The sequence below is a fragment of the Streptomyces sp. NPDC006610 genome, from assembly GCF_040611575.1.
In the GTDB taxonomy this organism is placed as follows: Bacteria; Actinomycetota; Actinomycetes; order Streptomycetales; family Streptomycetaceae; genus Streptomyces.
The window spans coordinates 142,694-163,768 of sequence record NZ_JBEXOP010000012.1 but is presented as its reverse complement, the minus strand read 5'-3'; the positions used below and the strand labels follow the sequence as shown (position 1 = coordinate 163,768).

The window sequence follows — 21,075 nt, the reverse complement described above, 5'->3', positions numbered from 1 at the left end:
CCGGGTTACTGTGCGGCTCCGAACGCCCGTCCGGCGGTCCTCGGGGGAACTTCCGGGCGGGCCTTCCTCACTCGTCACCACTGCAGAGGAACCAGAACCATGAGCGAGAACCTCAAGGACGCCGCGGCCGTACCGCAGGACAACGCGATGCCCGCGCCGCCCGCCATGGACGAGGCCGTCACGACGCTCGACAACGCGATGCCGACGCCGCCCAAGGGCGGGGCGGACATCACCACGCTCGACAACGCCATGCCGGCCCCGCCCACCAAGGGCGACATCCGCACCATGGACAACGCCATGCCCGCCCCGCCCGCCCTCGACCTCGACGGTCGCTGACGGGCCCACGCACCTTCATCCCGGCGGGGGGATCGGCCGCGACGGCACCTGGGGGAGCCGTCGCGGCCGACGTGCGTCCGACAGCGTGTCAATTCCACTGTCGTTCATGGAGATTTCGAGCCGTCGGAGTGTGAACCCACCCATCGCGCGGAGATCCTCTTGTCATGAACCTGTTGCCCGACAAGCGGGCAACGACGTCATGGAGGTGTGGGATGCACCGCAGACTCGGCACCGCTCTTGCCGCCTCGACCTTCGCCCTCGGCGCCGTCGTCGCCACCGCGACCGCCGCCGGAGCCGCGCCGGCCGACAAGCCGCAGGTGCTGTCCAGCTGGACGCAGACCAGCGCGACGAGCTACAACGCCTGGGCCGCCGCCCGGGCCAACCAGTCCGCATGGTCCGCCTACGGCTTCGACTGGTCGACGGACTACTGTTCCACCTCGCCGGACAACCCCTTCGGCTTCCCCTTCTCCATGTCCTGCGCGCGCCACGACTTCGGCTACCGCAACTACAAGGCGATGGGCACCTTCTCCGCGAACAAGTCCCGCCTCGACAGCGCCTTCTACGAGGACCTCAAGCGCGTCTGCAACCGATACAGCGGCGCCACCAAGACCAGCTGCAACAGCACGGCGTGGACGTACTACCAGGCCGTGCGCGCCTTCGGCTGACCGGACGGGACCGACCGGGCACGGGCCGCGACCGGATCAGGCCGCGCGGGCCGTGCCCGTTCCCTTCTCCGCGTCGAGCGCGTAGACGCAGCGGTCCTTGCTGCACGCGTACACGATGCCGTCCCTGACCACCGGCGAGCCGGTGATCTCGCCGCCGGTGGCGAGCTTCCAGCGCAACCGGCCGTCGTCCGCCTTCAGGGTGTAGAGCAGGTGGTCGGTGGAGCCGAAGTGGATCCGGCCCTCCGCGACCGAGGGCGCCCCCACGATGTCGCCGCCCGCCTGGAAGCGCCACTTGGGCGTGCCGGTGACCGCGTCGAGGGTGTAGAGGCCGTTGCCGCTGCCGACGTGCACATGGCCGCCGGCCACCAGCACCGGCTCGACCGAGGCCCGCGACTCGGTGGCGATGCGCCAGCGGTCGCGCCCGTCGGTGGGGTCGAGGGCGTAGACGGTGCCGAGGTAGTCGGCGAGGTAGACCCCGCCGCCGGTGACCGCGGGGCCGGGCGCGAAGGCGGGCGGGGACAGGAACACCGCCGGCGCCTCGAAGTGCCAGCGCACCCGCCCGGTCGCCGCGTCGGCGGCGATGACCCGGGTGCCGGCCGAGAGGTAGACGAACCCGTCGGGCGCGGCCGTCAGCCGGACCGGGACGCCGCCGCAGGAGGCCGCGTCGCCGATCGGATAGGACCAGCGCTCGCTGCCGGTGCGGGCGTCCAGCGCGCGCAGCCGGGCGTCCTGCCAGACGTACACCGTGCCGTCGTGCACGGCGGGCCCGGCCTCGGGCGACTCGAAGTCGGTCTGGCAGCCGGTCGTCTCCCACAGCTTGCGCCCGTTGGCGGCCTCCCAGGCCTGGACCCCGCCGCCGCGCGTGCCGGTGACGACGGTGCCCCGGTCGGCCTTGAGCGAGTACACCCAGGCGTCGGTGGACTGCCGCCACAGGTCACCGCCCTCGCGGGCGTCCAGGGCGAACAGCGTGGGCCCGTCGGAGGCGTGGATACGGCCGTCCGCGACCGCCATCGACCAGGCCACGTCACGGGTCTTGAACCGCCGCCGGCCGGTCGCCACGTCCAGGGCGTGCACCTCGAAGGAGGTGACGTAGACCAGGTCGCCGGCGACTGCGGGGGTGCCCCAGACGTCGTTGGACATGCGGAAACGCCACGGGCGCCAGCCGGTGGACGCGGGCTCGGCGGGGGCGGCCGGGGCCTGCGGCGCGGGGTCGGCGCCGTTGACGCCGGGGCGGGGTCTGGCCCAGGACGCGGCGAGGCCGGCCTCCGGCGGGGGCGCCTTGACGGCGGCGGCGCGGGCGTCGGCGACGCGCGGACCGGGGCCGATGGGCACGGCGGCGCCGGGCAGCCGCACGGGCCCGCCGTCGAGGCCGCCGGGCGGGACGGGCGGGACGGGCGGGACGGGCGGCGCGGTGGGCGGCGGGGCCGGGACGGCCGGGTCGTGCGGGGGCGGCGGCGGTACGGCGGGCCGGCCCCCGGCGCTGCGGCCCTGGGCGGACGCGGGCCTGGGGGCGGGTCTGCCGCCGCGCCGGGCCTCGATCAGGGCGACCGCCTTCTCGGGCAGCCAGGCGGACGCCGTGCCGCTGTCGTCGGAGCCGGAGCCGAACAGGTGCGGGGCGAGCTGCGCCTGGAGGTCGGCCGGGGTGGGGCGGGCGGTCGGGTCCATCTGCATGCAGGACTCGATCAGCGGGCGCAGCTCGTCCGGCAGGCCCTCCAGGTCCGGGCCCTCGCGCAGCAGCATGAACACGGTCTCGACCGGGTTGGCCCCGTGGTAGGGCGGGTGTCCGGTGGCGGCGAAGACGAGCGTGGAGCCGAGGGAGAAGACGTCGCTCGCACCGGTGACGCTGCGCGAGTCCTTGGCCTGCTCCGGGGACATGTAGGCCGGGGTGCCGACGGCGACGTTCGTCATCGTCAGACGGGTGTTCGACACGCCGGAGGCGATGCCGAAGTCGATCACCCGGGGGCCGTCCTCGACGACGAGGACGTTGGACGGCTTGAGGTCGCGGTGGACCAGCCCGGCGCCGTGGATCGACTGGAGCGCCTCGGCGACGCCCGCCGCCAGCCAGCGCACCGCCTGGGCCGGCAGCGGCCCGCAGTCGTTCACTATCTCCTCGAGGGAGGGCGCGGGGACGTAGGCGGTGGCCAGCCACGGCACGGCGGCGCGCGGGTCGGCGTCGACCACGGCGGCCGTGTAGAAACCGGAGACCGCGCGGGCCGCCTCCACCTCGCGCGTGAAGCGGACGCGGAACAGCTGGTCCTCGGCCAGCTCGGTGCGGACGGTCTTGATCGCCACGCGCCGGCCGGACGCCGAGCGCGCGAGATAGACCAGCCCCATGCCGCCGGCCCCCAGCCGTCCCAGCACCTCGAACGGCCCGATCCGCCGCGGATCGTGCTGCGTCAGCTGATCCACCACTTGCCTGCCACCTCCCCGTACGAGCCGCGTCACCCACTGATGTGTACGCGGCCGAAGTGCAGCGTCTCACCACCGCACCGCCGCGGCGGCACGCACCCCGATTCTTCCTGTCCCGGCCACAGGTTGCGAACCCGGTGACAATTGGGATGTCTCGTGTCATACACCGGCAAAAACGGGGAAGAACCGGGGCCTATCAGCGCTCCAGCACCGCGAACGACGCCCCCTGGTCGTCGCTGACCACTCCCACCGTGCCGTACGAGGCGCCGAAAGGGCCCGCCTGGATCCGGCCGCCGAGCCGGCGCACCTCGGCGAGCGCGGCCGCGCAGTCCGCGACCCGGAAATGGACGAGGAAGTGCGGCGGCATCTGGGCGGCGAAGAGGTCGGTGAGCGGGGCGCGGCCGAAGTCGGGCTCGGCGTCGGGGCCGAAGAGGGCGTCGTGGAAGAGGCCGCCGTAGAAGGCGTTGGCGGCCCCGGTGTCGCGGGCGTACAGCTCGGCCCAGACGAAGGCGCCCACCTCGTGGCGCACGCCGAAGCCCTGGAGCCGGCCCGGCTGCCACAGGCCGAAGACGGCGCCCTCGGGGTCGGTGGCGAGGGCGGCCACGCCCAGGTCGCCGACCGGTGCCGGAGCGGTGACGACCTGGCCGCCGGCCGCCATGATCCGCCGGCTCAGGGCGTGCGCGTCCGGCGTCGCGAAGTACACGGTCCACACGGTGGGCAGCCGGCCGTCCGTCTTGCGCGCGAGCCCGGCGACCGGCTCGCCGCCGAGACGGGCGCGCACGGTTCCGCCGTGCGACTCCTCGAAGGACCACCCGAGCAGCTCGCCGTAGAACCGCTTGCCCGCCTCGACGTCGGCGAGCTGGGCGTCCAGCCAGCAGGGGACGCCCTCCGTGTACTGCGGTGCCCTGTTTTCGGCCATACAGCCAAACTAGCGGCGGCGCGCGCACGCCGCCCACCAGGCACACCACGCCCGATTCACCCGTGCACCCCATTTGCAGTCGGCCAAATCGCGCTCCCACCCCCCGTCGGTAAGCTGACGGCATGACAGGACAAGTGCGCACCGTCGACGGCCGGGTGGCCGGCCGGCGCGGGCAGGCGACGCGGCAGAAGCTGCTCGACTGCCTCAGCGAGATGCTCAGCTCCTCCCCGTACCGGGACGTCAAAGTCATCGATGTGGCCCGCAAGGCGGGCACGTCGCCCGCGACCTTCTACCAGTACTTCCCGGACGTCGAGGGCGCGGTCCTGGAGATCGCCGAGCGCACGGCCGCCGAGGGGGCCGGGTTGCTGACGCCGCTGCTGGAGGGTCGCACCTGGGCGGGGCGGGCCGGCTGGCAGACCGCGCAGGAACTCGTGGACGGTTTCCTGGATTTCTGGCGGAAGAACGACGCGATCCTGCGGGTCGTGGACCTCGGCGCGGCCGAGGGCGACAAGCGGTTCTACAAGATCCGCATGAAGCTGCTGAACTCCGTGAACAACTCCCTGGTCGACGCGGTCGCCGAACTCCAGTCCAAGGGACGGGTGGACAAGGACGTGAACCCCGCGGCGATCGCGGGTTCGGTCGTGGCGATGCTCGCGGCGGTGGCCTCGCACCAGAAGGGGTTCACCTCGTGGGGCGTGAAGCAGGCCGAACTCAAGCCGAATCTGGCACTGTTGGTCCATCTGGGGATCACCGGAAAGAAGCCGACCAAGTAAGCGGCGGAAAGCGCGAGTCCTGTCAGGCAGGCGGTGGTCCACCCCGGTGGACCACCGCCTGTCGCGCTTTTCGGCGCCGGAGGGGAACGAGATGGCACTGAACCGCGAAGAGCGCGAGAAGTTCCTGGCCGAACCGCACGTCGCCGCGCTGGCGGTGGCCGCCGGGGAAGGGAGGGCGCCTCTGACGCTGCCGATCTGGTACCAGTACGAGCCCGGCGGCGAAGTGTGGATCATGACGGGGGCGGACTCCCGCAAGGCCGCGCTGATCGAGGCGGCGGGCAGGTTCTCGCTGATGATCGACCGGCTGGAGCCGACCATTCGCTACGTGTCGGTGGAGGGCCCGGTGACCGGCGTCGCACCCGCCGCGCACGAACACCTCCGGGAGCTCGCCGTGCGCTACCTGCCTGCCGAGAAGGTCGACGGCTACGTGGCCTTCGCCGAGAAGAACCACGGCGAGCAGATCGTGATCCGTATGCGGCCCGAGCGGTGGGTGTCGTCGGACCTGGGCCGGGTCTGACAATCGGGGACATGGAACCGGATCTTCACGAACTGCTGAGGTCGCTGCGGGTGTGGGACCCGGCGGTCACGCACCTGCCGCCCTTCGACCCGGCGACCGCGCCCGCCTCGCCCCTGCCGCTGTTCACCGCGTGGTTCGCGCAGGCGGTCGCGGCGGGCCAACCGGAGCCGCACACCATGTCCCTGGCCACGGCCGACGAGGAGGGCCTGCCGGACGTGCGGATCGTGATGCTGCACGGCGCCGACGCGGCCGGCTGGTCCTTCGCCACGCACGCGACGAGCCGCAAGGGCCGCCACCTCGCCTCCCGCCCGTACGCGGCCCTCGCCTTCTACTGGCCGGCGCTGGGCCGCCAGATCCGGCTGCGCGGCCCGGTCACGCCGGCCACGCCGGAGGAGTCCCGCGCCGACCTGCACGCCCGCTCCACGGGCGCCCTCGCGGCGGCCCTCACCGGCCGCCAGAGCGAACCGCTGGGCTCCCTGGAGGAGTTGGCGACGGCGTCGGAGTCCGCCTGGACCCGCGCCGCCGGGACCCCTGGGGCGCACGCCCCGACGTGGACCCTGTACCGCCTCGCCCCCATCGAGGCCGAGTTCTTCCAGGGCGACGCCCACCGCCGGCACGTGCGCCTGGTGTACCGGCGGGAGGAGGGCGGGGGGAGCTGGACGCGAGGGCTCGTCTGGCCGTGAGGGCGGCCGGGGCATCGGCCGGGACGACGCATCGGGGGTGGGACGGGGGCTTGTCCGGCCGCGACGGCGGCCGGCGGCGTCGGCCGGGACGACGCATCGGGGGTGGGACGGGGGCTTGTCCGGCCGCGACGGCGGCCGGCGGCGTCGGCCGGGAGGGCGGATCGGGAGTGGGACGGGGGCTTGTCCGGCCGCGACGGCGGCCGGCGGCGTCGGCCGGGAGGGCGGATCGGGAGTGGGACGGCGCATCGGGAGTGGTGCGGGGCCCCGGTCCGGGGCGGACGGCCGAACCGGCCCCCACCGCACCGGCCCCGCCGCACCGGGCGCCCGGCCCGTGACCCGCCCGTCACCCTGCCGGGAGCCGTGGCCGGGACGGCACACCGGGGGTCGGCCTGGAACCCGGTCCCGGGACGGCCGATCCAGCCCTCGGCGTTCGATCCAGCCCTCGGCGGGCGGCCCGCTCGCGGGACGGTCGATTCCCGTCCCGCGACGGCCGGTCGGCCGTCCCGCCCCGGGAACCGCAGGCGGGGCTGCCGACCGGCCCGCCGCTCGCAGCCGCCCCGGCTCACACCGTCCGTTCGCCCACCAGGTCCCCCCGGTCCGACGCCGGACCGGGCACGGCACCGGATGCCGTACCGGATGATGTGCGGGACGTCTCGGCCGCCGGGTCGTCCGGTGCGGGGGGCGGTTCCGGGGGCGGGTCCGTGGCCAGGCGGGCGTGGAGGTGGACGTCCCTGAAGCGGTCCTGGCGGTTCGCTTCCCACATCGCGCCCCGGAGGGTGCCCTCGTAGGGGAAGCCGCAGCGTTCCGCGATGCGGCAGGAGGCGTCGTGGCCGAGGGCGTGGCCCAGTTCGAGGCGGTGCAGGCCGAAGTCGGTCAGGGCCCAGCGGGCGGCGAGGGTGAGGGCGCGGGTGGCGGCGCCCCGGCCGCGGGCCTCGGGGAGGATCCAGTAGCCGACGCGGGCGACGCGCAGGACGGGGTCGATGTCGTTGACGCCGATATGGCCGAGAGTCGTCCCCGAAGAGGCGTCCGTGACGCGGAAGGACACGCTCGTGCAGCCTGCCTCGTGGTCCGCCCTGGCACGCAGGGAGGTACGGGCGGCGGCGAGGTCGGTGATCGGATTGCGAGGGGTGTTCCAGCGCCGGAATTCCGGGTCGGACATGCCGCGCAGCCAGTTTCTGACGTCGTCAACGGAGTCCGGGTCCCAATCGCGTAAGCGCAGTCCCAGGCCGTGGAGTTCGGGGTGCGGAGGGTCGCACGGGGTCAGCGCGCGTATGTGGGCCATGGGGCCATTGAAGCCTCTTGCGACGGCTGGAACACGCCCTTTCACCGCCCTCCCACAAGCACCGGTCCAGCCGGTGAATTGCGGCCGGGAACGCCCCTCCGCCCGCGGCGCGCGGTCTGTGCGGTTTATCTGAATCCGCGCACCGGCCATGAGCCCCGAAGGGGCGTCGCCGATTTCGCCGAGGAACAGGTGGGTTCGCGACCGCAAGCAAGCCGAGGAAAAAATATCGATCCGGTGCCGGAACGAAGGGGCAGCCGAGGTGAGGCACGGCGGCAGCGCGCTCACCGGTCCCCCCGCACCGCCACGCGCACCCACCACCCACGACCCGGACATCCCCGCTCGCCCACCCCCGGACATCCCCGCTCACCCACCCCCGGACATCCCCGCTCACCCACCCGCACCGAGCGTGCACATCCGTGCGACATCAGTCACACCCCGCCCCATCCCGACGCATCCCTCCGGCGGATGATTACGCTCCGGTGCTATGCCCGACTCCACTGCACCCGCCGACGCCGCAGGCCCGAGACCCGCCGACCGCCCCGTCTACGTCATAGGCGGCGGACCCGGCGGACTCGCCACGGCCGCCGCGCTGCGCGCCCGGGGCATACGCGCGGTCGTCCTGGAGAAGTCCGACCGCGTCGGCGCCTCCTGGCGGCGGCACTACGACCGGCTGCGGCTGCACACCACCCGCAGCCGCTCCGCGCTCCCCGGTCTGCCGATGCCGCGCCGCTTCGGCCGCTGGCCGGCCCGCGACGACATGGTCCGCTATCTGGAGAAGTACGCCGAGCACCACGAGCTGGAGATCGTCACCGGCGTCGAGGTCTCCCGCGTCGAGCCCGCCCCCGACGGGGGCTGGCTGCTGCACGCCACCGGCGGACGCCGGCTGACCGGCGGCGCGGTCGTGGTCGCCACCGGCCACAACCACACGCCCCGGATCCCCGACTGGCCGGGCCGCGACGGCTACACCGGCGAGTTCCTGCACTCCGCGGACTACCGCGACGCGTCCCCCTACGCCGGCCGGGACGTGCTCGTCGTCGGCGTCGGCAACACCGGCGCCGAGATAGCCGTCGACCTGGTCGAGGGCGGCGCTGCGCGGGTACGGCTCGCGGTGCGCACGCCGCCGCACATCATGCGCCGGGCCACGCTCGGCTGGCCCGCCCAGCTCACCGGCATCCTCGTCCGCCGGCTGCCGACCGGCCTGGTCGACCGGCTGGCCCGGCCGGTGGCGCGGCTGGCGGTGCCGGACCTGTCCGCCCACGGGCTGCCCCGCCCCGAGGCCGGCCTCTACACCCGGGTCAAGCAGGGCTCGGTGGCCGTCCTGGACGTCGGCCTGGTGGACGCGGTCCGCAAGGGACGGGTGGAGATCGTCGCCGCCGTGGAGTCCTTCGAGGACGGCGAGGTGGTCCTCGCCGACGGCGACCGCATCGCCCCGGACGCGGTGATCGCGGCCACCGGTTACCTCCGGGCCCTGGAGCCGCTGGTCGGCCATCTCGGGGTCCTGGACGAGCGGGGCCGGCCGGTGGTGCGCGGCGCCCGCAGCCCGCGCGACGCGCCCCGCCTCTACTTCACCGGGTTCACCAACCCCATCAGCGGCATGCTCCGCGAACTGGCCCTGGACGCCGAGAAGATCGCCAAGGCCATCGCCCGGAAGGACGCGGCGAAGGTCTCCGTGCTGCCCGGACACGCCACCCGGTAACGCGCGCTGACGCTCCGTCAGGCGGCGGCGGGCGTCTCCCGAACCGGCCGCCGGCGGATCACCAGCGCCATCAGCGCCGCCGCCGCGCACAGCGCGCCCGACGCGTACCAGACGACGTCGTACGATCCGAAGACGTCCCGCGCGACGCCGCCGAGGAACGCCACCGCGGCGGCGCCGACCTGGTGGGAGGCGAGCACCCAGCCGAAGACGATCGCGCTGTCGTCGCCGTAGTGCGCCCGGCACAGGGCCATGGTCGGAGGCACGGTGGCGACCCAGTCGAGGCCGTAGAAGACGATGAAGAAGACCATCGGCGGGTGCACACTGGGCGCCAGCAGGATCGGCAGGAACAGCAGGGAGACGCCGCGCAGGGCGTAGTAGACGGCGAGCAGCCGGCGGGCGTCGTAGCGGTCGGTGAACCAGCCGGAGGCCACCGTGCCGATGACGTCGAACACCCCGATGACCGCGAGCAGCGAGGCCGCCGCGGTGATCGGCATGCCGTGGTCGTGCGCGGCGGGCACGAAGTGGGTCTGGATCAGGCCGTTGGTGGAGGCTCCGCAGATCGCGAAGGAACCGGCGAGCAGCCAGAAGGGCCCGGTGCGCATGGCGGACCGGAGCACGGTCACGGCCCGCCGCGCGGCCCCGGGCACGGGGGCCGGCTTCGGTACGAACTCCTTGGCCCCGTACGGCTTCAGGCCCACGTCGGCCGGGTGGTCGCGCAACAGCAGCCAGACGAACGGGACGACCGCGAGAGCGGTGACGGCGACCGTGACGGCGGCGGGACGCCAGTCGTCGCCGCGCTCGACCATCCAGGACAGCAACGGAAGGAAGATCAGCTGCCCGGAGGCCGCGGCGGCGGTGAGGATGCCGGTGACCAGGCCGCGGCGCTCGGTGAACCAGCGGTTGGTGACGGTCGCCGCGAACGCCAGCGCCATCGACCCGGAGCCGAGGCCGACGAGCAGGCCCCAGCACAGGATGAGCTGCCAGGGCTCGGTCATCCACACGGTCGCGCCCGAGCCGACCGCGATCACGGTCAGCGCGGCGGCGACCACCCGGCGCAGGCCGAAGCGGTCCATCAGCGCGGCGGCGAAGGGCGCGGTCAGCCCGTAGAGGGCGAGGTTGACGGAGACGGCGGCGCCGATCGTGCCGCGCGACCAGCCGAACTCCTCGTGCAACGGGTCGATGAGCAGTCCGGGCAGGGAACGGAATGCGGCGGCGCCGATGATCGTCACGAAGGCGACGGCGGCGACGAACCAGGCGCGGTGGACGCGGGGCGGGTGCGGCCGGCGGACGGCGGGCGCGGCATCGGTCGTCTGGGTCACGCCGTAGAGCTTCGCGGGTGCGGATCATACGATCGAGTGGCCGGAGGGACAGTGTTCGCTAGGATCGGGCCATGAGTGGGGGAATCCACAGGCCGGGGAGCGAGGGCTTGCGTCCGCACCGGGTCGTGGTGCTGGCCCTCGACGGGCTGCTCCCCTTCGAACTGGGCATCCCGCACCGCATCTTCGGCCGCCCCCGGGACGCCCGGGGGCGGCGGCTGTACGAGGTCCTGACCTGCTCCGTGCGCCCGCCGGGCCCGGTCCGCACGGACGCCGACTTCACCGTCCACGTCGAGAACGGGCCGGAGGTCCTCGCCGACGCCGACACCGTCGTCGTCCCGGCCTCGTACGAGCTGGGACCGGTGTTCGAGGAGGGGGTGCTGACGCCCGAGCTGGCCGACGCGCTCGGCCGGGTCCGCCCCGGCGCCCGGCTCGCCGCGATCTGCACCGGAGGGTACGTGCTGGCCGCCGCCGGTCACCTCGACGGACGCCGGGCCACCACGCACTGGGCGCAGGCCGAGCACTTCCAGCGGCTGTTCCCGAAGGTGCGGGTCGACGCGGACGTGCTGTTCGTCGACGACGGCGACGTGCTGACCTCGGCGGGCGTCGCGGCCGGCATCGATCTGTGCCTGCACATGGTGCGCCGCGACCACGGCACGGCCGTCGCCAACGAGGTGGCCCGGCGCACGGTGGTGCCGCCGCACCGCGACGGCGGGCAGGCGCAGTACATCCAGCGGCCGGTGCCCGATCCGGGGGCGTCGACCACGACGACGGCGCGCGCCTGGGCGCTGGGGCGGCTGCACGAGCCGATCCAGTTGCGCGACATGGCGGAGCAGGAGGCCATGTCGGTGCGCACCTTCACCCGGCGGTTCCGCGAGGAGGTCGGCGTCAGCCCCGGTCAGTGGCTGACCCGGCAGCGGGTGGAGCGCGCCCGGCAGCTGCTGGAGTCGACGGAGCTGTCGGTCGACCAGGTGGCGCGGGAGGCGGGATTCGGGACGGCGCAGTCGATGCGGCAGCACCTCCAGGCGGCGCTGGGCGTGACGCCGACGGCGTACCGGCGGACGTTCCGGCCGGGTTTTCCACAGGGTGTGGACAACGCGGGACGCTGCTGAGGCCGACGGGAGCGTCGAGACCGGGAAAACCCCGGACCCCTCGGCACCGGCGCACGGTGCTGATTCCGGACGGCGGCGCCCGCGGCGGCCCGCCCCGAGCACGGCGCCGAAGGACGCCGCCGTCCGGCTCCGGCGCGCCCCTCCCCGATCCCTCGGCTCCCCGCGGGGAACCGGCGCCGAAACACGACCCGCACTCGCCGAGGGCTCCCGTCACCGGAGCTCTCGCCGTCCCCTCGCGGCGAGCCGTTGCCCACAAGCGTGATCAAACGGACATCGGGCGTCAACACCCCGGCGGAAATTTGTTACTTACGTCCCATTTGCTGGACGGCGCACATGGAAGCACACCCGGCGCACGGCACTTCGCGCGGACTCCCGCCGTACCGGTTCGGACCACGCAGCCGCGCATCCGTCCGCACGGTCACACACGGGCCCGCACGCCCGCGCACCGGTCGGCACCCGCCCGCCGTACGCCGCACACCGGCCGGCGCCCGCACCCGCACGCCCCCTTCGAAGGCCCGCACACCGGCCCGGTCACACGGCCTCGTACGTGAACCCCTCGTATCCGCCGCGCCCCTCGAAGCCGTACGTCACCGCCGCGCGTGCCGTGCAGCAGTCGAGTTCGCACCAGATCTGCTTGCCCGCGCCCTCGGGGCTCCAGCCCCAGCGGTCGGCGAGGCCGTCGACCAGGGCGAGGCCCCGGCCGCCGGTCTGCTCGCAGTCCACCCAGCGGGGCATCGGGGCCCGGGTGCTGGCGTCGGCCACCTCCACCCGCACGGTGGCCGACTCGGCCGGCGCGGGGGGCAGCGACAGCCGCAGCACGGCCGGACGGCCGGTGTGCACCACGGCGTTGGTGACCAACTCGGACACGAGCAGGACCAGCGTCTCGGCCAGCGGGTCGTCGGTCCCTATGCCCGAGCCGGCGAGCCGGGAGCGCGCCCACCGCCGGGCACGCCCCACTTCAGCGGGGTCGGGCCGGATTTCCAGCTGCACTTGAAGCACCTGCACCGCTCACACCATCCGAACCGGTGGACACAGAGGCTCGCACCTCATGAGGGCCACGATCGTAGCCATTTTCTGCATGACCAGAACAACGGCCAGAGCAGGGATCACGGAAAGTGATTCCCTTGCGAGACAGCTTGGTTGACGTTGCGTCACCTGAACAAGCGCTTCGGGCATATTCCAGCGCGAAGGAGTACCCGTGCGGCATACTGTGCGACGCTCACCGACGGGGGTAGAAGCGCTTTTCACTCGCATCCCACCCAAGGTACCGGAGTGAACCCCCGACTCCGGGACGTGACGAGTCACGCCGGGGACACAACTTCGCTTCCACGCTCAGTAACCGCACCAATGCCACGATGCGTGACAATCGAGGGTTTGTTCAACGGCCGGGGCGGCGCCATCCGTTGTCACCCGGTGGTCATCCGTGGACGGTGAAGTAGCGGGCGAAGGCCGGCACGATCTCCGCCTCGGTCACCTTGCCGTCGCCGTCCGCGTCCAGGGCGGCGGCGGCCGAGCGGGCCACGGCCTCGGGGACGCCGAACGCCCGCAGCGCGCGCACGGCGTCGCCGACGGTGACCGTGACCGGGCCGTCGCCCCGCGTGCCGGCCACCTCGACGGCGGCGTGCAGGAAGGGGCGGGCGATCTCGGCGAACCGCTCCGGGTTGTCGCTCAGCCGCTTGACCGCGCCGTTCACGAACTCCTCGCGGGTGACGCGCTGATCGCCGTCGCGGTCGGCCATGCCCGCCATGCCCTGCCAGAAGGCCTCGGCGCCGCCGAACAGCGCCTGCCCACGGTCGGAGCGGGGCGCGACGCCGAACTCCGCGAGCAGCGCCTTGGCCGCTCCGTAGAAGTCCGCACGGTCGATGCAGCCGTTGCCGTCCTGGTCGAAGGTGGCGAACCTGGCCGCAATCCTGCGCTCGTACTCGTCGCTGACCATGTCTTTCGGGCCGCCTCACGTCATCTCGTATCCGGGGTGCGTCTGGCTGGGAGCGTACGACGCCGGGGCCGGGCCGGTCGCGTGCGGGCGGCGGTTGTGCCAGGACCGGGGGAATTCCGGGACAACGGTGTGGCACGGGGCGGGCGCGGGCCGGCAGGGGCGGGTGTTCAGGCCGGCAGGGGGCGGGCGTCCTCCGACACGGCCGACGCGAGGTCGGGATGGACGTCGAACAGGCGGCGCACGCCCAGCGCGCCCAGCACCCGGTTGACATGGGAGCCGTCCACGGCGCCCTCGGCGGGCAGGATCAGCCGGAGCCGGCCCTGGCAGGAACGCAGCAGCCTGCGGCTGGCGATGAGCACTCCGACGCCGCTGGAGTCGCAGAAGAAGACCTCCGAGAGGTCCAGGACGAGACTGTGGCGGCCCTCGGCGACCTCGTCGTGCACCCGCTGGCGCAGCATCGGCGACGTCACCAGGTCCAGTTCGCCCGACACCCGGAGCACGGCCCAATTGCCCTGCTCGCCGCCGGTCACATTGAACGCCACCACCATGCCCTTCGTTCGCCGGACTTCCGGCCCCCACCGGAGAAACGGAAGCTTTTCCTACGCTTCCTTGCAGCGCGGCTGCCCACCGGCCGTTCCCCGAAACACGTCCGCGGAAACGGCGATCAAAGGAAAGAGGCTTGATTACGTCGGCTTCGATCCTGTTCGGTCAAAAACGATCGTCCCCCAGGAGTCGTCGCCGTCGGCGCCCGTCGGTCAATGTCGTTCAGCCCTCTACCACTACGGGGTCGTCCAGGGGCGCACATTGCCGCAAAGGGGCGTGCGTTCTCCAACGCGCCGACTACATTCGAGGTGAGGACCGGTGCCGGCGAACGCTGAGGGAGGGGGCCGCATGGCGAAGAGGGACGCGTCGCCCCACTGGGACCGCACGATGCGCCGGCGCCTGGCCCGCGGCGAGGCCGCCGCCCTCGGAGAGCTGTACGACCGGTTCTCCTCGCTCGTGCACAGCCTCGCCCACCGCGTCCTGGGCGACGAGGAGGGGGCCGACGCCGTCACGCACGAGGTGTTCGTCCGCATATGGGAGCGCCCCGAGTCGTACGACCCGCAGCAGGGCCCGCTGCGCACCTGGGTGGCCGACCTCACCCACCGCATCGCCGTCGAGCGCCTGCGCGCCACCGGGACGACGGCGTTCGACGGGGACGACGAGGCCTCGGAGGCCGGCCGCCAGGAGCTGGAGCGGAAGGTCCGCCGCGCCTCGGTGGCCGCCCGCGCCGACTACATCGCGCACGCCATGCCGTCCCCGCTGCGCGCCGCGCTGGAGCTGGCCTACTTCCAGCGCCGTGACTACCGCCGCACCGCCGCCGACCTCGGCGTCACGGAGGACGAGGCCCGCCGCCGGCTCCGCCTCGGCCTCCAGCTGCTGGCCACCGCCTACGACACGGACACGCCGGGCGCGCCCCCGGGATACGGGGGCGCGGCGTGAACGAACCCGGCCCCGGGGAGCAGGGCGGCCACGACGCCCCGCGCGCGCCCCGCATCCCGCCGCCCCGCGCCTCCGTCGAGGACGGCGACCGCCCGCTGCCCGCCCTCGACGCCCTGCGCGCCGCGCCCGCCCCGCCCCCGCCTCCTGCGCCCCCGGTGCTGGCGCACCCGGTGCTGAAATCGCTGCTGGGGGCCTGGGCGCTGGCCGCGTGCTCGGCGGAGGAGTCGGCGGCCGTGGAGGACCACCTGGGCGAGTGCGGCGACTGCGCGGACGAGGCGCGCCGGCTGCGTGAGGCGGTCGGCCTGCTGCACCGCCCCGAGAGCCTCGACCTGGACCCCGCCCTGCGCGCCCGCGTCCTGGGCGCCTGTCTGGACCGGCGCCCGCCGGGCATCCCCGTCCCCGAGTGGGCGGAGCCGTACGACGCGGAGACGGCGCGGCTGGACGCCCTGCTCCAGGACTTCGGCACGGCGGAGTGGCACGCGCCGGTGCGGCTGCGCTGGTTCGACGGCGAGGAGCCGGCGAGCCGTCGTACGACGGTGGCCGGGGTGATCGCGCACCTGCTGGCCGTCGACGGGCTGATCGCCCTCGCCCTGGGCCTGGACGACCCGCTGGGCGAGACGCCGGCCGGGCCGACGCCGGCGGCGCGCACGGAGGCGTACTGGCAGGCGTCGCACGTCCCGCCGACGGGGGCCGTGCGGGCGCCCTGGCGGGCCCAGTCGCACGAGCTGGTGCGCACGGCGTCCTTCACCGGCGGGCGGGGCGGCGGGCTCCCGGTGCCCTACGGCGACCTCGAACTGCCGCTGCACGACGCGATGATCGACCGGGCGTTCGAGTGCTGGGTGCACGCGGAGGACATCGCGGACGCGGTGACCTACCCGTACGAGCCGCCGTCCCCGCGCCATCTGCACCGCATGATCGAGCTGGCCGCGCGGTCGCTGCCGGGCAGGCTCGCGGAGCGCCGGCGCTGGGGTCCGGCCGCGCCGGCCCGTCGTCCCGCCACCGCGGGCCGTCCGGGCCGCACCCTCCTGCTGGAGATCGAGGGCGCGGCGGGCGGGAAGTGGCTGATCCCGCTGGACTCCCCCGCGGCGTCCGCCTCGGCGGACCGCACGGTGGCCCACATCGCCCTGGACGACGTCGAGTTCTGCCGACTGGCCGCGGGCCGCGTCTCCCCGCAGGAGGCGGCCACGGGCCAGGAGGGCGACCCGGTGGCGATCAGGGACGTGCTGTCGGCGGCGGCGTCCCTGAGCCGCATGTAGGGCACCCGCGCGAGGCCGGCTACGCGAAGACGACCGTCCGCCGGCCGTTGAGCAGGATGCGCCGCTCGGCGTGCCACTTCACGGCGCGGGCGAGGGCCTGGCACTCCACGTCGCGGCCGATGCCGACGAGCTGGTCGGGGGTGACGCCGTGGCCGACGCGCTCGACCTCCTGCTCGATGATCGGGCCCTCGTCCAGGTCGGCCGTGACGTAGTGCGCGGTCGCGCCGATCAGTTTCACGCCCCGGGCGTGCGCCTGGTGGTACGGCTTGGCGCCCTTGAAGCTCGGCAGGAAGGAGTGGTGGATGTTGATGATCCGCCCGCTGAGCTGCTTGCACAGGTCGTCGGAGAGGACCTGCATGTACCGGGCGAGGACGACGAGTTCGACGTTCTCCTCGCGCACGATCTCCAGCAGCCGCGCCTCGGCCTCGGGCTTGGTCTCCTTCGTCACCGGGATGTGATGGAAGGGGATGTCGTACGAGCCCACCAGCTCGGCGAAGTCCGTGTGGTTGGACACGACGCCCGCGATCTCCACCGGCAGCGCGCCGATGCTCGCCCGGAACAGCAGGTCGTTCAGGCAGTGCCCGAACCTGCTGACCATCAGCAGAATGCGCATCTTCTCGTCGGCCCGGTTGATCTGCCAGTCCATCTGGAAGGAGTCGCCGATCGCCGCGAAACTGGCCCGCAGCTTCTCCAGGGTCACCGGCGGCTCGGCGGAGAAGTGGACGCGCATGAAGAACAGACCCGTGTCGTGGTCCCCGAACTGCTGGCTGTCCTCGATGTTGCAGCCGGTCATGAACAGGTAGCTCGACACGGCGTGCACGATGCCCTGCTTGTCCGGGCACGAGAGGGTGAGGACGTACTGGTCGGCCGGGGCCGCGGCTCGGGTGGACTGCTCGTTCATGCAGCACAGGGTCGCACAACGAGCCGCGCGGGCGGCAACCGTCCCGCTACGCGGACCGGGTCAGGATGCGCAGCACCTCGAGCGTGCGCGGCGGCGCGTCCGGGTCCTCGCCGTCGCTCACCGCCATCCGCACGTGCGCGTCCCGCGCCGCCCGCACCGCCTCCGGCCAGGCGGGGTGCTCGACGTAGGAGGAGACGGGCGCGTCCGGGCCGACCTGGTGCATGATCCGCAGCACCCGCAGCACCGCGGTGTCGACCAGCGCGGCCTCCTGCGAGTCGCGGAAGATCGTGCCGACGTACTTCTCCGCCGACCAGTGGTCGAGCCAGGTGTCCTCGACGAGCCGGTACACGGCGTCGGTGACGTCCCCGTACCCGTCGGCGCCGGCGAGCCAGACGTCGCGCTGGAAGGCGGGGTCGGAGAGCATGTGCAGCGCGGAGCGCACATTGCTGCGCCAGCGCCACCACGGCATGTCGTTGAGTGGCATGCCGCCCATGGTGGAGGAGCGACGCCCGCGACGGGAAGAGTTCTCGGAACCTTGGACACCCTGAGCTGCTTGCACGGTCATCGATCGTACGTTCTTTGAAATACCGCGTTAACCGGACCCCGCAATTCACCCCGCGGTCACCGATCGTTGGCCAAAGGTCACTCACGGGTTAGCGATGTGACGGAATCGTGCGTGTTCATGACCGGCAGGCGATACCACCGCAGCACCTTCCCGATCTCCTCCACCAGGCCCGTCAGAGCCGGCGTGCGCGCGGCGGCAGCCCTGGTGGCCTGCGCGTCGCTGGCCGTCGGATGCGGGGTCGTCCCCGGCGTCACGGGGGGCGCCGGGGACGACTCGATCACCGTGATGACCTGGGCCCCGCAGGACACCAACGCCACCAACAAGCCCGGCATGCCGGCGCTGGCCCTCGCCTACGCGCGGGAGGTCAACGCCAACGGCGGCATCAACGGCCGCAAGCTCAAGGTGGTCATCTGCAACGACCACAACAACAGCGTCCACGCCGCCAAGTGCGCCCGGCGCGCCGCCAAGGAGAACGTCGTCGCCGTCGTCGGCTCGTACAGCCAGTACGCCGACTCCTTCTTCCCCGTGCTGGAAGGCGCGGGCATCCCGTACATCGGCGGCTACGGCATCACCAACGCGGAGTTCACCAGCCCGCTGTCCTACCCGGTCAACGGCGGCCAGCCCACGCTGCTGGCCGGCCTCGGCCGGGAGCTGGCCGACGAGTGCGGGCCGGTGGCGCTGGTACGGCCCGACACCATCGCGGGCGACGAACTGCCCACCCTGATCAACTCCGGCCTGAAGGCCGGCGGCCACCCCGAGGCGACCGACCTGCGGGCGGCGGAGGACGCGACCGAGTTCTCCGTCCAGACCGCTCAGGCCCTGGAGCGCGCCTCGGCCGACCCGGCGAAGAAGGGCTGTGTGGTGCCCGCGCTGGGCGACCGCACCAGCACGTTCATGGACTCCTTCCGGCGCGCCCGCGAGGAGTACCCGGGGGTCCGCACCGGCACCGTCCTGGGCAACGCCGACCAGACGGTCATCGACGCGAGCGGCGGCGCCTCGGGGCCGTTCGAGGGGGCGTACATCACCGGCTGGTACCCGGTGGAGACCGACAAGCGCTGGGACCCGATGAAGAAGGTCATCCGCGACCAGGCCTTCTCCGACACCCGCATCGACCCGGCGGACGCCGGGGTGCAGACCACCTGGATCGCCTACACCGTCCTCGAGGCCGTCCTGGAGGAGATCGGCGAGGGCGAGGTCTCCGCCGGCGCCGTGCGCCGCATCCTGGACGACGGCTTCAAGGTCACCACGGGCGGGCTCACGCCGACGCTGCGGTGGGAGTTCCAGGACGTGCTCGCCTCCGTCGGCTTCCCGCGGCTGGCCAACACCTCCGTGACCCCCCAGGTGGTCCGGGACGGCCAGCTGGTGGCCGCCGGCAAGGACGCCATCGACGTGACCGACACCCTCCAGGACGCCGACGCGAGCTGACCCGCCGCCGGCCGGCCCGCTCAGAGCTGGGTCGGCCGGCGCTCGGTCAGCCCGTACCGCTTGGCGATCGGGTTCCACAGCTTGGCCGCCTCGGACTTCTGCGTGGTGGCGGTGCCGCTCTCCCGGTTGCCGGCCTGCGTCCGGCCGGTGGCGCGGGCCTGGTTCTTGCGGCAGAGCTTGCCCTTCTGCGCGGCCACCTGGTCGGCCCAGGCCGCGTAGTGGTTGTCCGCGGCGGCGGAGGCCTGCCAGGCCTTGGTCAGGGCGGCGGTCAGCTCGGCGTTCTGCGGCAGCTCGTCGACCGTCAGCCCCGACAGCCGCGTCACCAGGTCGTTGCGCTGCGCCGCGGCGTCCCGCAGGTCCTCGGCCGCCTCGGCCAGGTTGGTGCAGGCCTTCACGTCGTTGACGGCGTTGATCACCGCGGCCCGGCTGTCGCCGCTGTCGGCCAGCAGCTTGTCCAGCTCCACCGCCTGCGTCCTCGCCGGGTCCACGGACGGCGAGGGGGAGGCGGACGCGGAGGCCGACTCGTCCGCCGGGGCGGTGGCGGACACGGGCCTGGGGTCGTCGTTGTCGTCGCCGCCCGCGCCGAGCAGGGCGCCCGCCCCGATGCCGACGAGCGCGATGGCGACACCGCACGCGGCGATCACCGGCACCCGCGAGCCGGTACGGCCACCGCCGCCGCGCCGTCCGCGGGCGGGGCCCGGAGTGTCGTAGGAGGGCTGCGCGGGCTGCGGGTCCTGGAAGCGCGGCAGCTGCTGGGTCTCCGGGGCGGGGCCGCCGGGACCGCTGCGGAAGAGGTTGTCGAACTCGGCGGGCGGCTGCCGGTCGCCGTACGGCTGCCCGGTCACGGGCGGGACGTACTGCGTGGCGTCCGCGTCGGGGCCGGGACCGGCGGCGTCCTGGCGGGCGCGGCCGAGGTACTGGGTCGTCTCGGCGGGCGTCTGCGGGCCCGGGCCGTGGGCGGGGGGCATCTCCGGGGGCAGGGCGCCGGGGCCGACGGGCGGGATGTACTGCGTGGCGCCCTCGTCCGGGGCCGCGGCGACGGGGGGCAGGTACTGCGTCGCGCCGTCGTCCGCTCCGGGGGCCTGCGGCTGCCGCGGGGCGCGGTCCGCCCGGACGGGCGGGAGGTAGTGGGTGGCGCGGTCCTCGGCGGGCGGGAGCGGCGCCGCGTGGCCCTGGCCGGGTATGGAGGCGCCGGGTATGGGGGGGTAGGGGTCCTGGCCGGCCGTGCCGTGCGGCGCGTACGGGTCGTAGCCGCCCGCGGGACGGTCGTACGACGACGGGGCCGGGGCCCCCTCGGGCGGCAGCGGGCCGGGACCGCCGCCGTGGGCCGGCGCGTGGTCCTGCCGGCCCCACTGGTCCTGCTGCGGCTGCTGGTGCTGCTGCCGATGCTCGTGTTGCTGCTGCTGGTACGGCTGCTGCTGCGGGGCCTGGGCGGACCACGGCTCGGCCGGGGGCGGGCTCTGCCAGCCCTGGTCCTGCACCGGAGGCTGCTCGGGTCCCCACGGCCGGTCCCAGGCCTGACCGCCGGGCGGCGGCGCGGACGGCAGGGGCCCGCCGGGCTGCGGGGCGGCGATCCCGCCCGGACCGCCGGATCCGCCCGGCAGCACGGGCTCACCGCCGTCCGAGGGCAGCACGATGCCTTCGCGCGCGGGCTGCGCCGAGGGCTCCTCGCCCTGTCCGCTCTGCGTCACCGGGACTCCTACGACTGGGGGACCTTCGGAATCGTCGGCCCACGCTACCGGGTCCCCGGAGCCCGGTGCCACGCAGCACGGGAGCGGACCGCCCGCCCTGTGACACCGGTA

At 73.8% G+C, this 21,075-nt stretch carries 20 protein-coding genes; 10 read left to right on the top strand and 10 right to left on the bottom strand.

Annotated features, from left to right (window positions below; genetic code table 11):
* Positions 1 to 99 precede the first annotated feature (99 nt).
* Both ABZY13_RS12925 and ABZY13_RS12920 read left to right on the top strand, forming a co-directional pair.
* A complete protein-coding gene (locus ABZY13_RS12925; protein ID WP_356629812.1) occupies positions 100 to 336 on the top strand; it encodes a hypothetical protein in 237 nt (78 codons plus the stop codon).
* A 212-nt stretch (positions 337 to 548) separates the two neighbouring features.
* Positions 549 to 1,001, top strand: a complete 453-nt coding sequence (locus ABZY13_RS12920) for a phospholipase (protein ID WP_356629810.1) — start codon at positions 549 to 551, stop codon at positions 999 to 1,001.
* Between the two features lie 36 nt (positions 1,002 to 1,037).
* On the opposite strand, the gene ABZY13_RS12915 is transcribed toward ABZY13_RS12920, so the two are convergent.
* Entirely contained in the window at positions 1,038 to 3,413 is a 2,376-nt protein-coding gene (locus ABZY13_RS12915) for a serine/threonine-protein kinase (RefSeq protein WP_356629808.1), read from the bottom strand.
* Positions 3,414 to 3,606: 193 nt separating this feature from the next.
* Positions 3,607 to 4,329 carry a VOC family protein gene (locus tag ABZY13_RS12910; RefSeq protein ID WP_356629806.1) on the bottom strand — a complete coding sequence of 241 codons (723 nt, stop codon included), beginning with the start codon at positions 4,327 to 4,329 and terminating at the stop codon, positions 3,607 to 3,609.
* A gap of 134 nt (positions 4,330 to 4,463) precedes the next feature.
* Here ABZY13_RS12910 and ABZY13_RS12905 point away from each other — a divergent pair, with 134 nt between their 5' ends.
* From ABZY13_RS12905 to ABZY13_RS12895, 3 genes are all read left to right on the top strand, one after another.
* A complete protein-coding gene (locus tag ABZY13_RS12905) occupies positions 4,464 to 5,102 on the top strand; it encodes a TetR family transcriptional regulator (RefSeq protein WP_356629872.1) in 639 nt (212 codons plus the stop codon).
* A 91-nt stretch (positions 5,103 to 5,193) separates the two neighbouring features.
* Entirely contained in the window at positions 5,194 to 5,619 is a 426-nt protein-coding gene (locus ABZY13_RS12900) for a pyridoxamine 5'-phosphate oxidase family protein (RefSeq protein WP_356629804.1), read from the top strand.
* An 11-nt stretch (positions 5,620 to 5,630) separates the two neighbouring features.
* Positions 5,631 to 6,302, top strand: a complete 672-nt coding sequence (locus tag ABZY13_RS12895) for a pyridoxal 5'-phosphate synthase (RefSeq protein WP_356629802.1) — start codon at positions 5,631 to 5,633, stop codon at positions 6,300 to 6,302.
* Positions 6,303 to 6,864: 562 nt separating this feature from the next.
* Here the strand turns inward: ABZY13_RS12895 and ABZY13_RS12890 are convergent.
* Positions 6,865 to 7,584, bottom strand: a complete 720-nt coding sequence (locus ABZY13_RS12890; protein WP_356629800.1) for a GNAT family N-acetyltransferase — start codon at positions 7,582 to 7,584, stop codon at positions 6,865 to 6,867.
* A gap of 484 nt (positions 7,585 to 8,068) precedes the next feature.
* Here ABZY13_RS12890 and ABZY13_RS12885 point away from each other — a divergent pair, with 484 nt between their 5' ends.
* Positions 8,069 to 9,280: an NAD(P)/FAD-dependent oxidoreductase gene (locus ABZY13_RS12885; RefSeq protein ID WP_356629798.1), complete on the top strand. Its 1,212-nt coding sequence runs from the start codon at positions 8,069 to 8,071 to the stop codon at positions 9,278 to 9,280.
* A gap of 17 nt (positions 9,281 to 9,297) precedes the next feature.
* Here the strand turns inward: ABZY13_RS12885 and ABZY13_RS12880 are convergent, their stop codons facing one another.
* On the bottom strand, positions 9,298 to 10,599 hold the full coding sequence (locus tag ABZY13_RS12880; RefSeq protein WP_356629796.1) for an MFS transporter: 1,302 nt from the start codon (positions 10,597 to 10,599) through the stop codon (positions 9,298 to 9,300).
* Positions 10,600 to 10,670: 71 nt separating this feature from the next.
* Here ABZY13_RS12880 and ABZY13_RS12875 point away from each other — a divergent pair, with 71 nt between their 5' ends.
* Positions 10,671 to 11,708, top strand: a complete 1,038-nt coding sequence (locus ABZY13_RS12875) for a helix-turn-helix domain-containing protein (protein WP_356629794.1) — start codon at positions 10,671 to 10,673, stop codon at positions 11,706 to 11,708.
* A gap of 531 nt (positions 11,709 to 12,239) precedes the next feature.
* Here ABZY13_RS12875 and ABZY13_RS12870 read toward each other — a convergent pair.
* The 3 genes from ABZY13_RS12870 to ABZY13_RS12860 all read right to left on the bottom strand — a co-directional run bounded on the left by ABZY13_RS12870 (position 12,240) and on the right by ABZY13_RS12860 (position 14,192).
* Positions 12,240 to 12,698, bottom strand: coding sequence for an ATP-binding protein (locus ABZY13_RS12870; RefSeq protein ID WP_356629792.1), 459 nt, complete (start codon positions 12,696 to 12,698; stop codon positions 12,240 to 12,242).
* Positions 12,699 to 13,125: 427 nt separating this feature from the next.
* A complete protein-coding gene (locus ABZY13_RS12865; protein ID WP_356629790.1) occupies positions 13,126 to 13,644 on the bottom strand; it encodes an EF-hand domain-containing protein in 519 nt (172 codons plus the stop codon).
* Between the two features lie 167 nt (positions 13,645 to 13,811).
* On the bottom strand, positions 13,812 to 14,192 hold the full coding sequence (locus ABZY13_RS12860) for an STAS domain-containing protein (protein ID WP_356629788.1): 381 nt from the start codon (positions 14,190 to 14,192) through the stop codon (positions 13,812 to 13,814).
* Between the two features lie 343 nt (positions 14,193 to 14,535).
* On the opposite strand from ABZY13_RS12860, the gene ABZY13_RS12855 reads away from it, so the two are divergent.
* Together ABZY13_RS12855 and ABZY13_RS12850 are read left to right on the top strand one after the other, a co-directional pair.
* On the top strand, positions 14,536 to 15,126 hold the full coding sequence (locus ABZY13_RS12855) for a sigma-70 family RNA polymerase sigma factor (RefSeq protein WP_356629786.1): 591 nt from the start codon (positions 14,536 to 14,538) through the stop codon (positions 15,124 to 15,126).
* The gene (locus tag ABZY13_RS12850) at positions 15,123 to 16,382 is read left to right on the top strand and encodes an MDMPI N domain containing protein (protein WP_356629784.1); all 1,260 of its coding nucleotides are present in this window, start codon (positions 15,123 to 15,125) and stop codon (positions 16,380 to 16,382) included. The genes ABZY13_RS12855 and ABZY13_RS12850 overlap by 4 nt, the downstream gene beginning before the upstream one ends.
* Before the next feature lie 19 nt (positions 16,383 to 16,401).
* Here ABZY13_RS12850 and purU read toward each other — a convergent pair whose 3' ends face one another.
* Both purU and ABZY13_RS12840 read right to left on the bottom strand, forming a co-directional pair.
* Positions 16,402 to 17,283 (bottom strand): formyltetrahydrofolate deformylase, encoded by an 882-nt coding sequence (gene purU, locus ABZY13_RS12845; protein ID WP_356629782.1) that lies wholly within the window; start codon positions 17,281 to 17,283, stop codon positions 16,402 to 16,404.
* A 46-nt stretch (positions 17,284 to 17,329) separates the two neighbouring features.
* Positions 17,330 to 17,848: a hypothetical protein gene (locus tag ABZY13_RS12840; protein ID WP_356629780.1), complete on the bottom strand. Its 519-nt coding sequence runs from the start codon at positions 17,846 to 17,848 to the stop codon at positions 17,330 to 17,332.
* A gap of 117 nt (positions 17,849 to 17,965) precedes the next feature.
* Between ABZY13_RS12840 and ABZY13_RS12835 the strand changes: the two genes are divergently transcribed.
* The gene (locus ABZY13_RS12835; RefSeq protein ID WP_356629778.1) at positions 17,966 to 19,273 is read left to right on the top strand and encodes an ABC transporter substrate-binding protein; all 1,308 of its coding nucleotides are present in this window, start codon (positions 17,966 to 17,968) and stop codon (positions 19,271 to 19,273) included.
* Positions 19,274 to 19,293: 20 nt separating this feature from the next.
* Here ABZY13_RS12835 and ABZY13_RS12830 read toward each other — a convergent pair whose 3' ends face one another.
* Entirely contained in the window at positions 19,294 to 20,964 is a 1,671-nt protein-coding gene (locus ABZY13_RS12830) for a hypothetical protein (RefSeq protein ID WP_356629776.1), read from the bottom strand.
* Between the last annotated feature and the right edge of the window lie 111 nt (positions 20,965 to 21,075).

Coding starts and splice junctions, on each gene's coding strand:
- ABZY13_RS12925 (WP_356629812.1), top strand. CDS start 100: ATGAGCGAGAACCTCAAGGACGCCGCGGCCGTACCGCAGGACAACGCG.
- ABZY13_RS12920 (WP_356629810.1), top strand. CDS start 549: ATGCACCGCAGACTCGGCACCGCTCTTGCCGCCTCGACCTTCGCCCTC.
- ABZY13_RS12910 (WP_356629806.1), bottom strand. CDS start 4,329: ATGGCCGAAAACAGGGCACCGCAGTACACGGAGGGCGTCCCCTGCTGG.
- ABZY13_RS12900 (WP_356629804.1), top strand. CDS start 5,194: ATGGCACTGAACCGCGAAGAGCGCGAGAAGTTCCTGGCCGAACCGCAC.
- ABZY13_RS12895 (WP_356629802.1), top strand. CDS start 5,631: ATGGAACCGGATCTTCACGAACTGCTGAGGTCGCTGCGGGTGTGGGAC.
- ABZY13_RS12890 (WP_356629800.1), bottom strand. CDS start 7,584: ATGGCCCACATACGCGCGCTGACCCCGTGCGACCCTCCGCACCCCGAA.
- ABZY13_RS12885 (WP_356629798.1), top strand. CDS start 8,069: ATGCCCGACTCCACTGCACCCGCCGACGCCGCAGGCCCGAGACCCGCC.
- ABZY13_RS12875 (WP_356629794.1), top strand. CDS start 10,671: ATGAGTGGGGGAATCCACAGGCCGGGGAGCGAGGGCTTGCGTCCGCAC.
- ABZY13_RS12865 (WP_356629790.1), bottom strand. CDS start 13,644: ATGGTCAGCGACGAGTACGAGCGCAGGATTGCGGCCAGGTTCGCCACC.
- ABZY13_RS12860 (WP_356629788.1), bottom strand. CDS start 14,192: ATGGTGGTGGCGTTCAATGTGACCGGCGGCGAGCAGGGCAATTGGGCC.
- ABZY13_RS12855 (WP_356629786.1), top strand. CDS start 14,536: ATGGCGAAGAGGGACGCGTCGCCCCACTGGGACCGCACGATGCGCCGG.
- purU (WP_356629782.1), bottom strand. CDS start 17,283: ATGAACGAGCAGTCCACCCGAGCCGCGGCCCCGGCCGACCAGTACGTC.
- ABZY13_RS12840 (WP_356629780.1), bottom strand. CDS start 17,848: ATGACCGTGCAAGCAGCTCAGGGTGTCCAAGGTTCCGAGAACTCTTCC.
- ABZY13_RS12835 (WP_356629778.1), top strand. CDS start 17,966: ATGACCGGCAGGCGATACCACCGCAGCACCTTCCCGATCTCCTCCACC.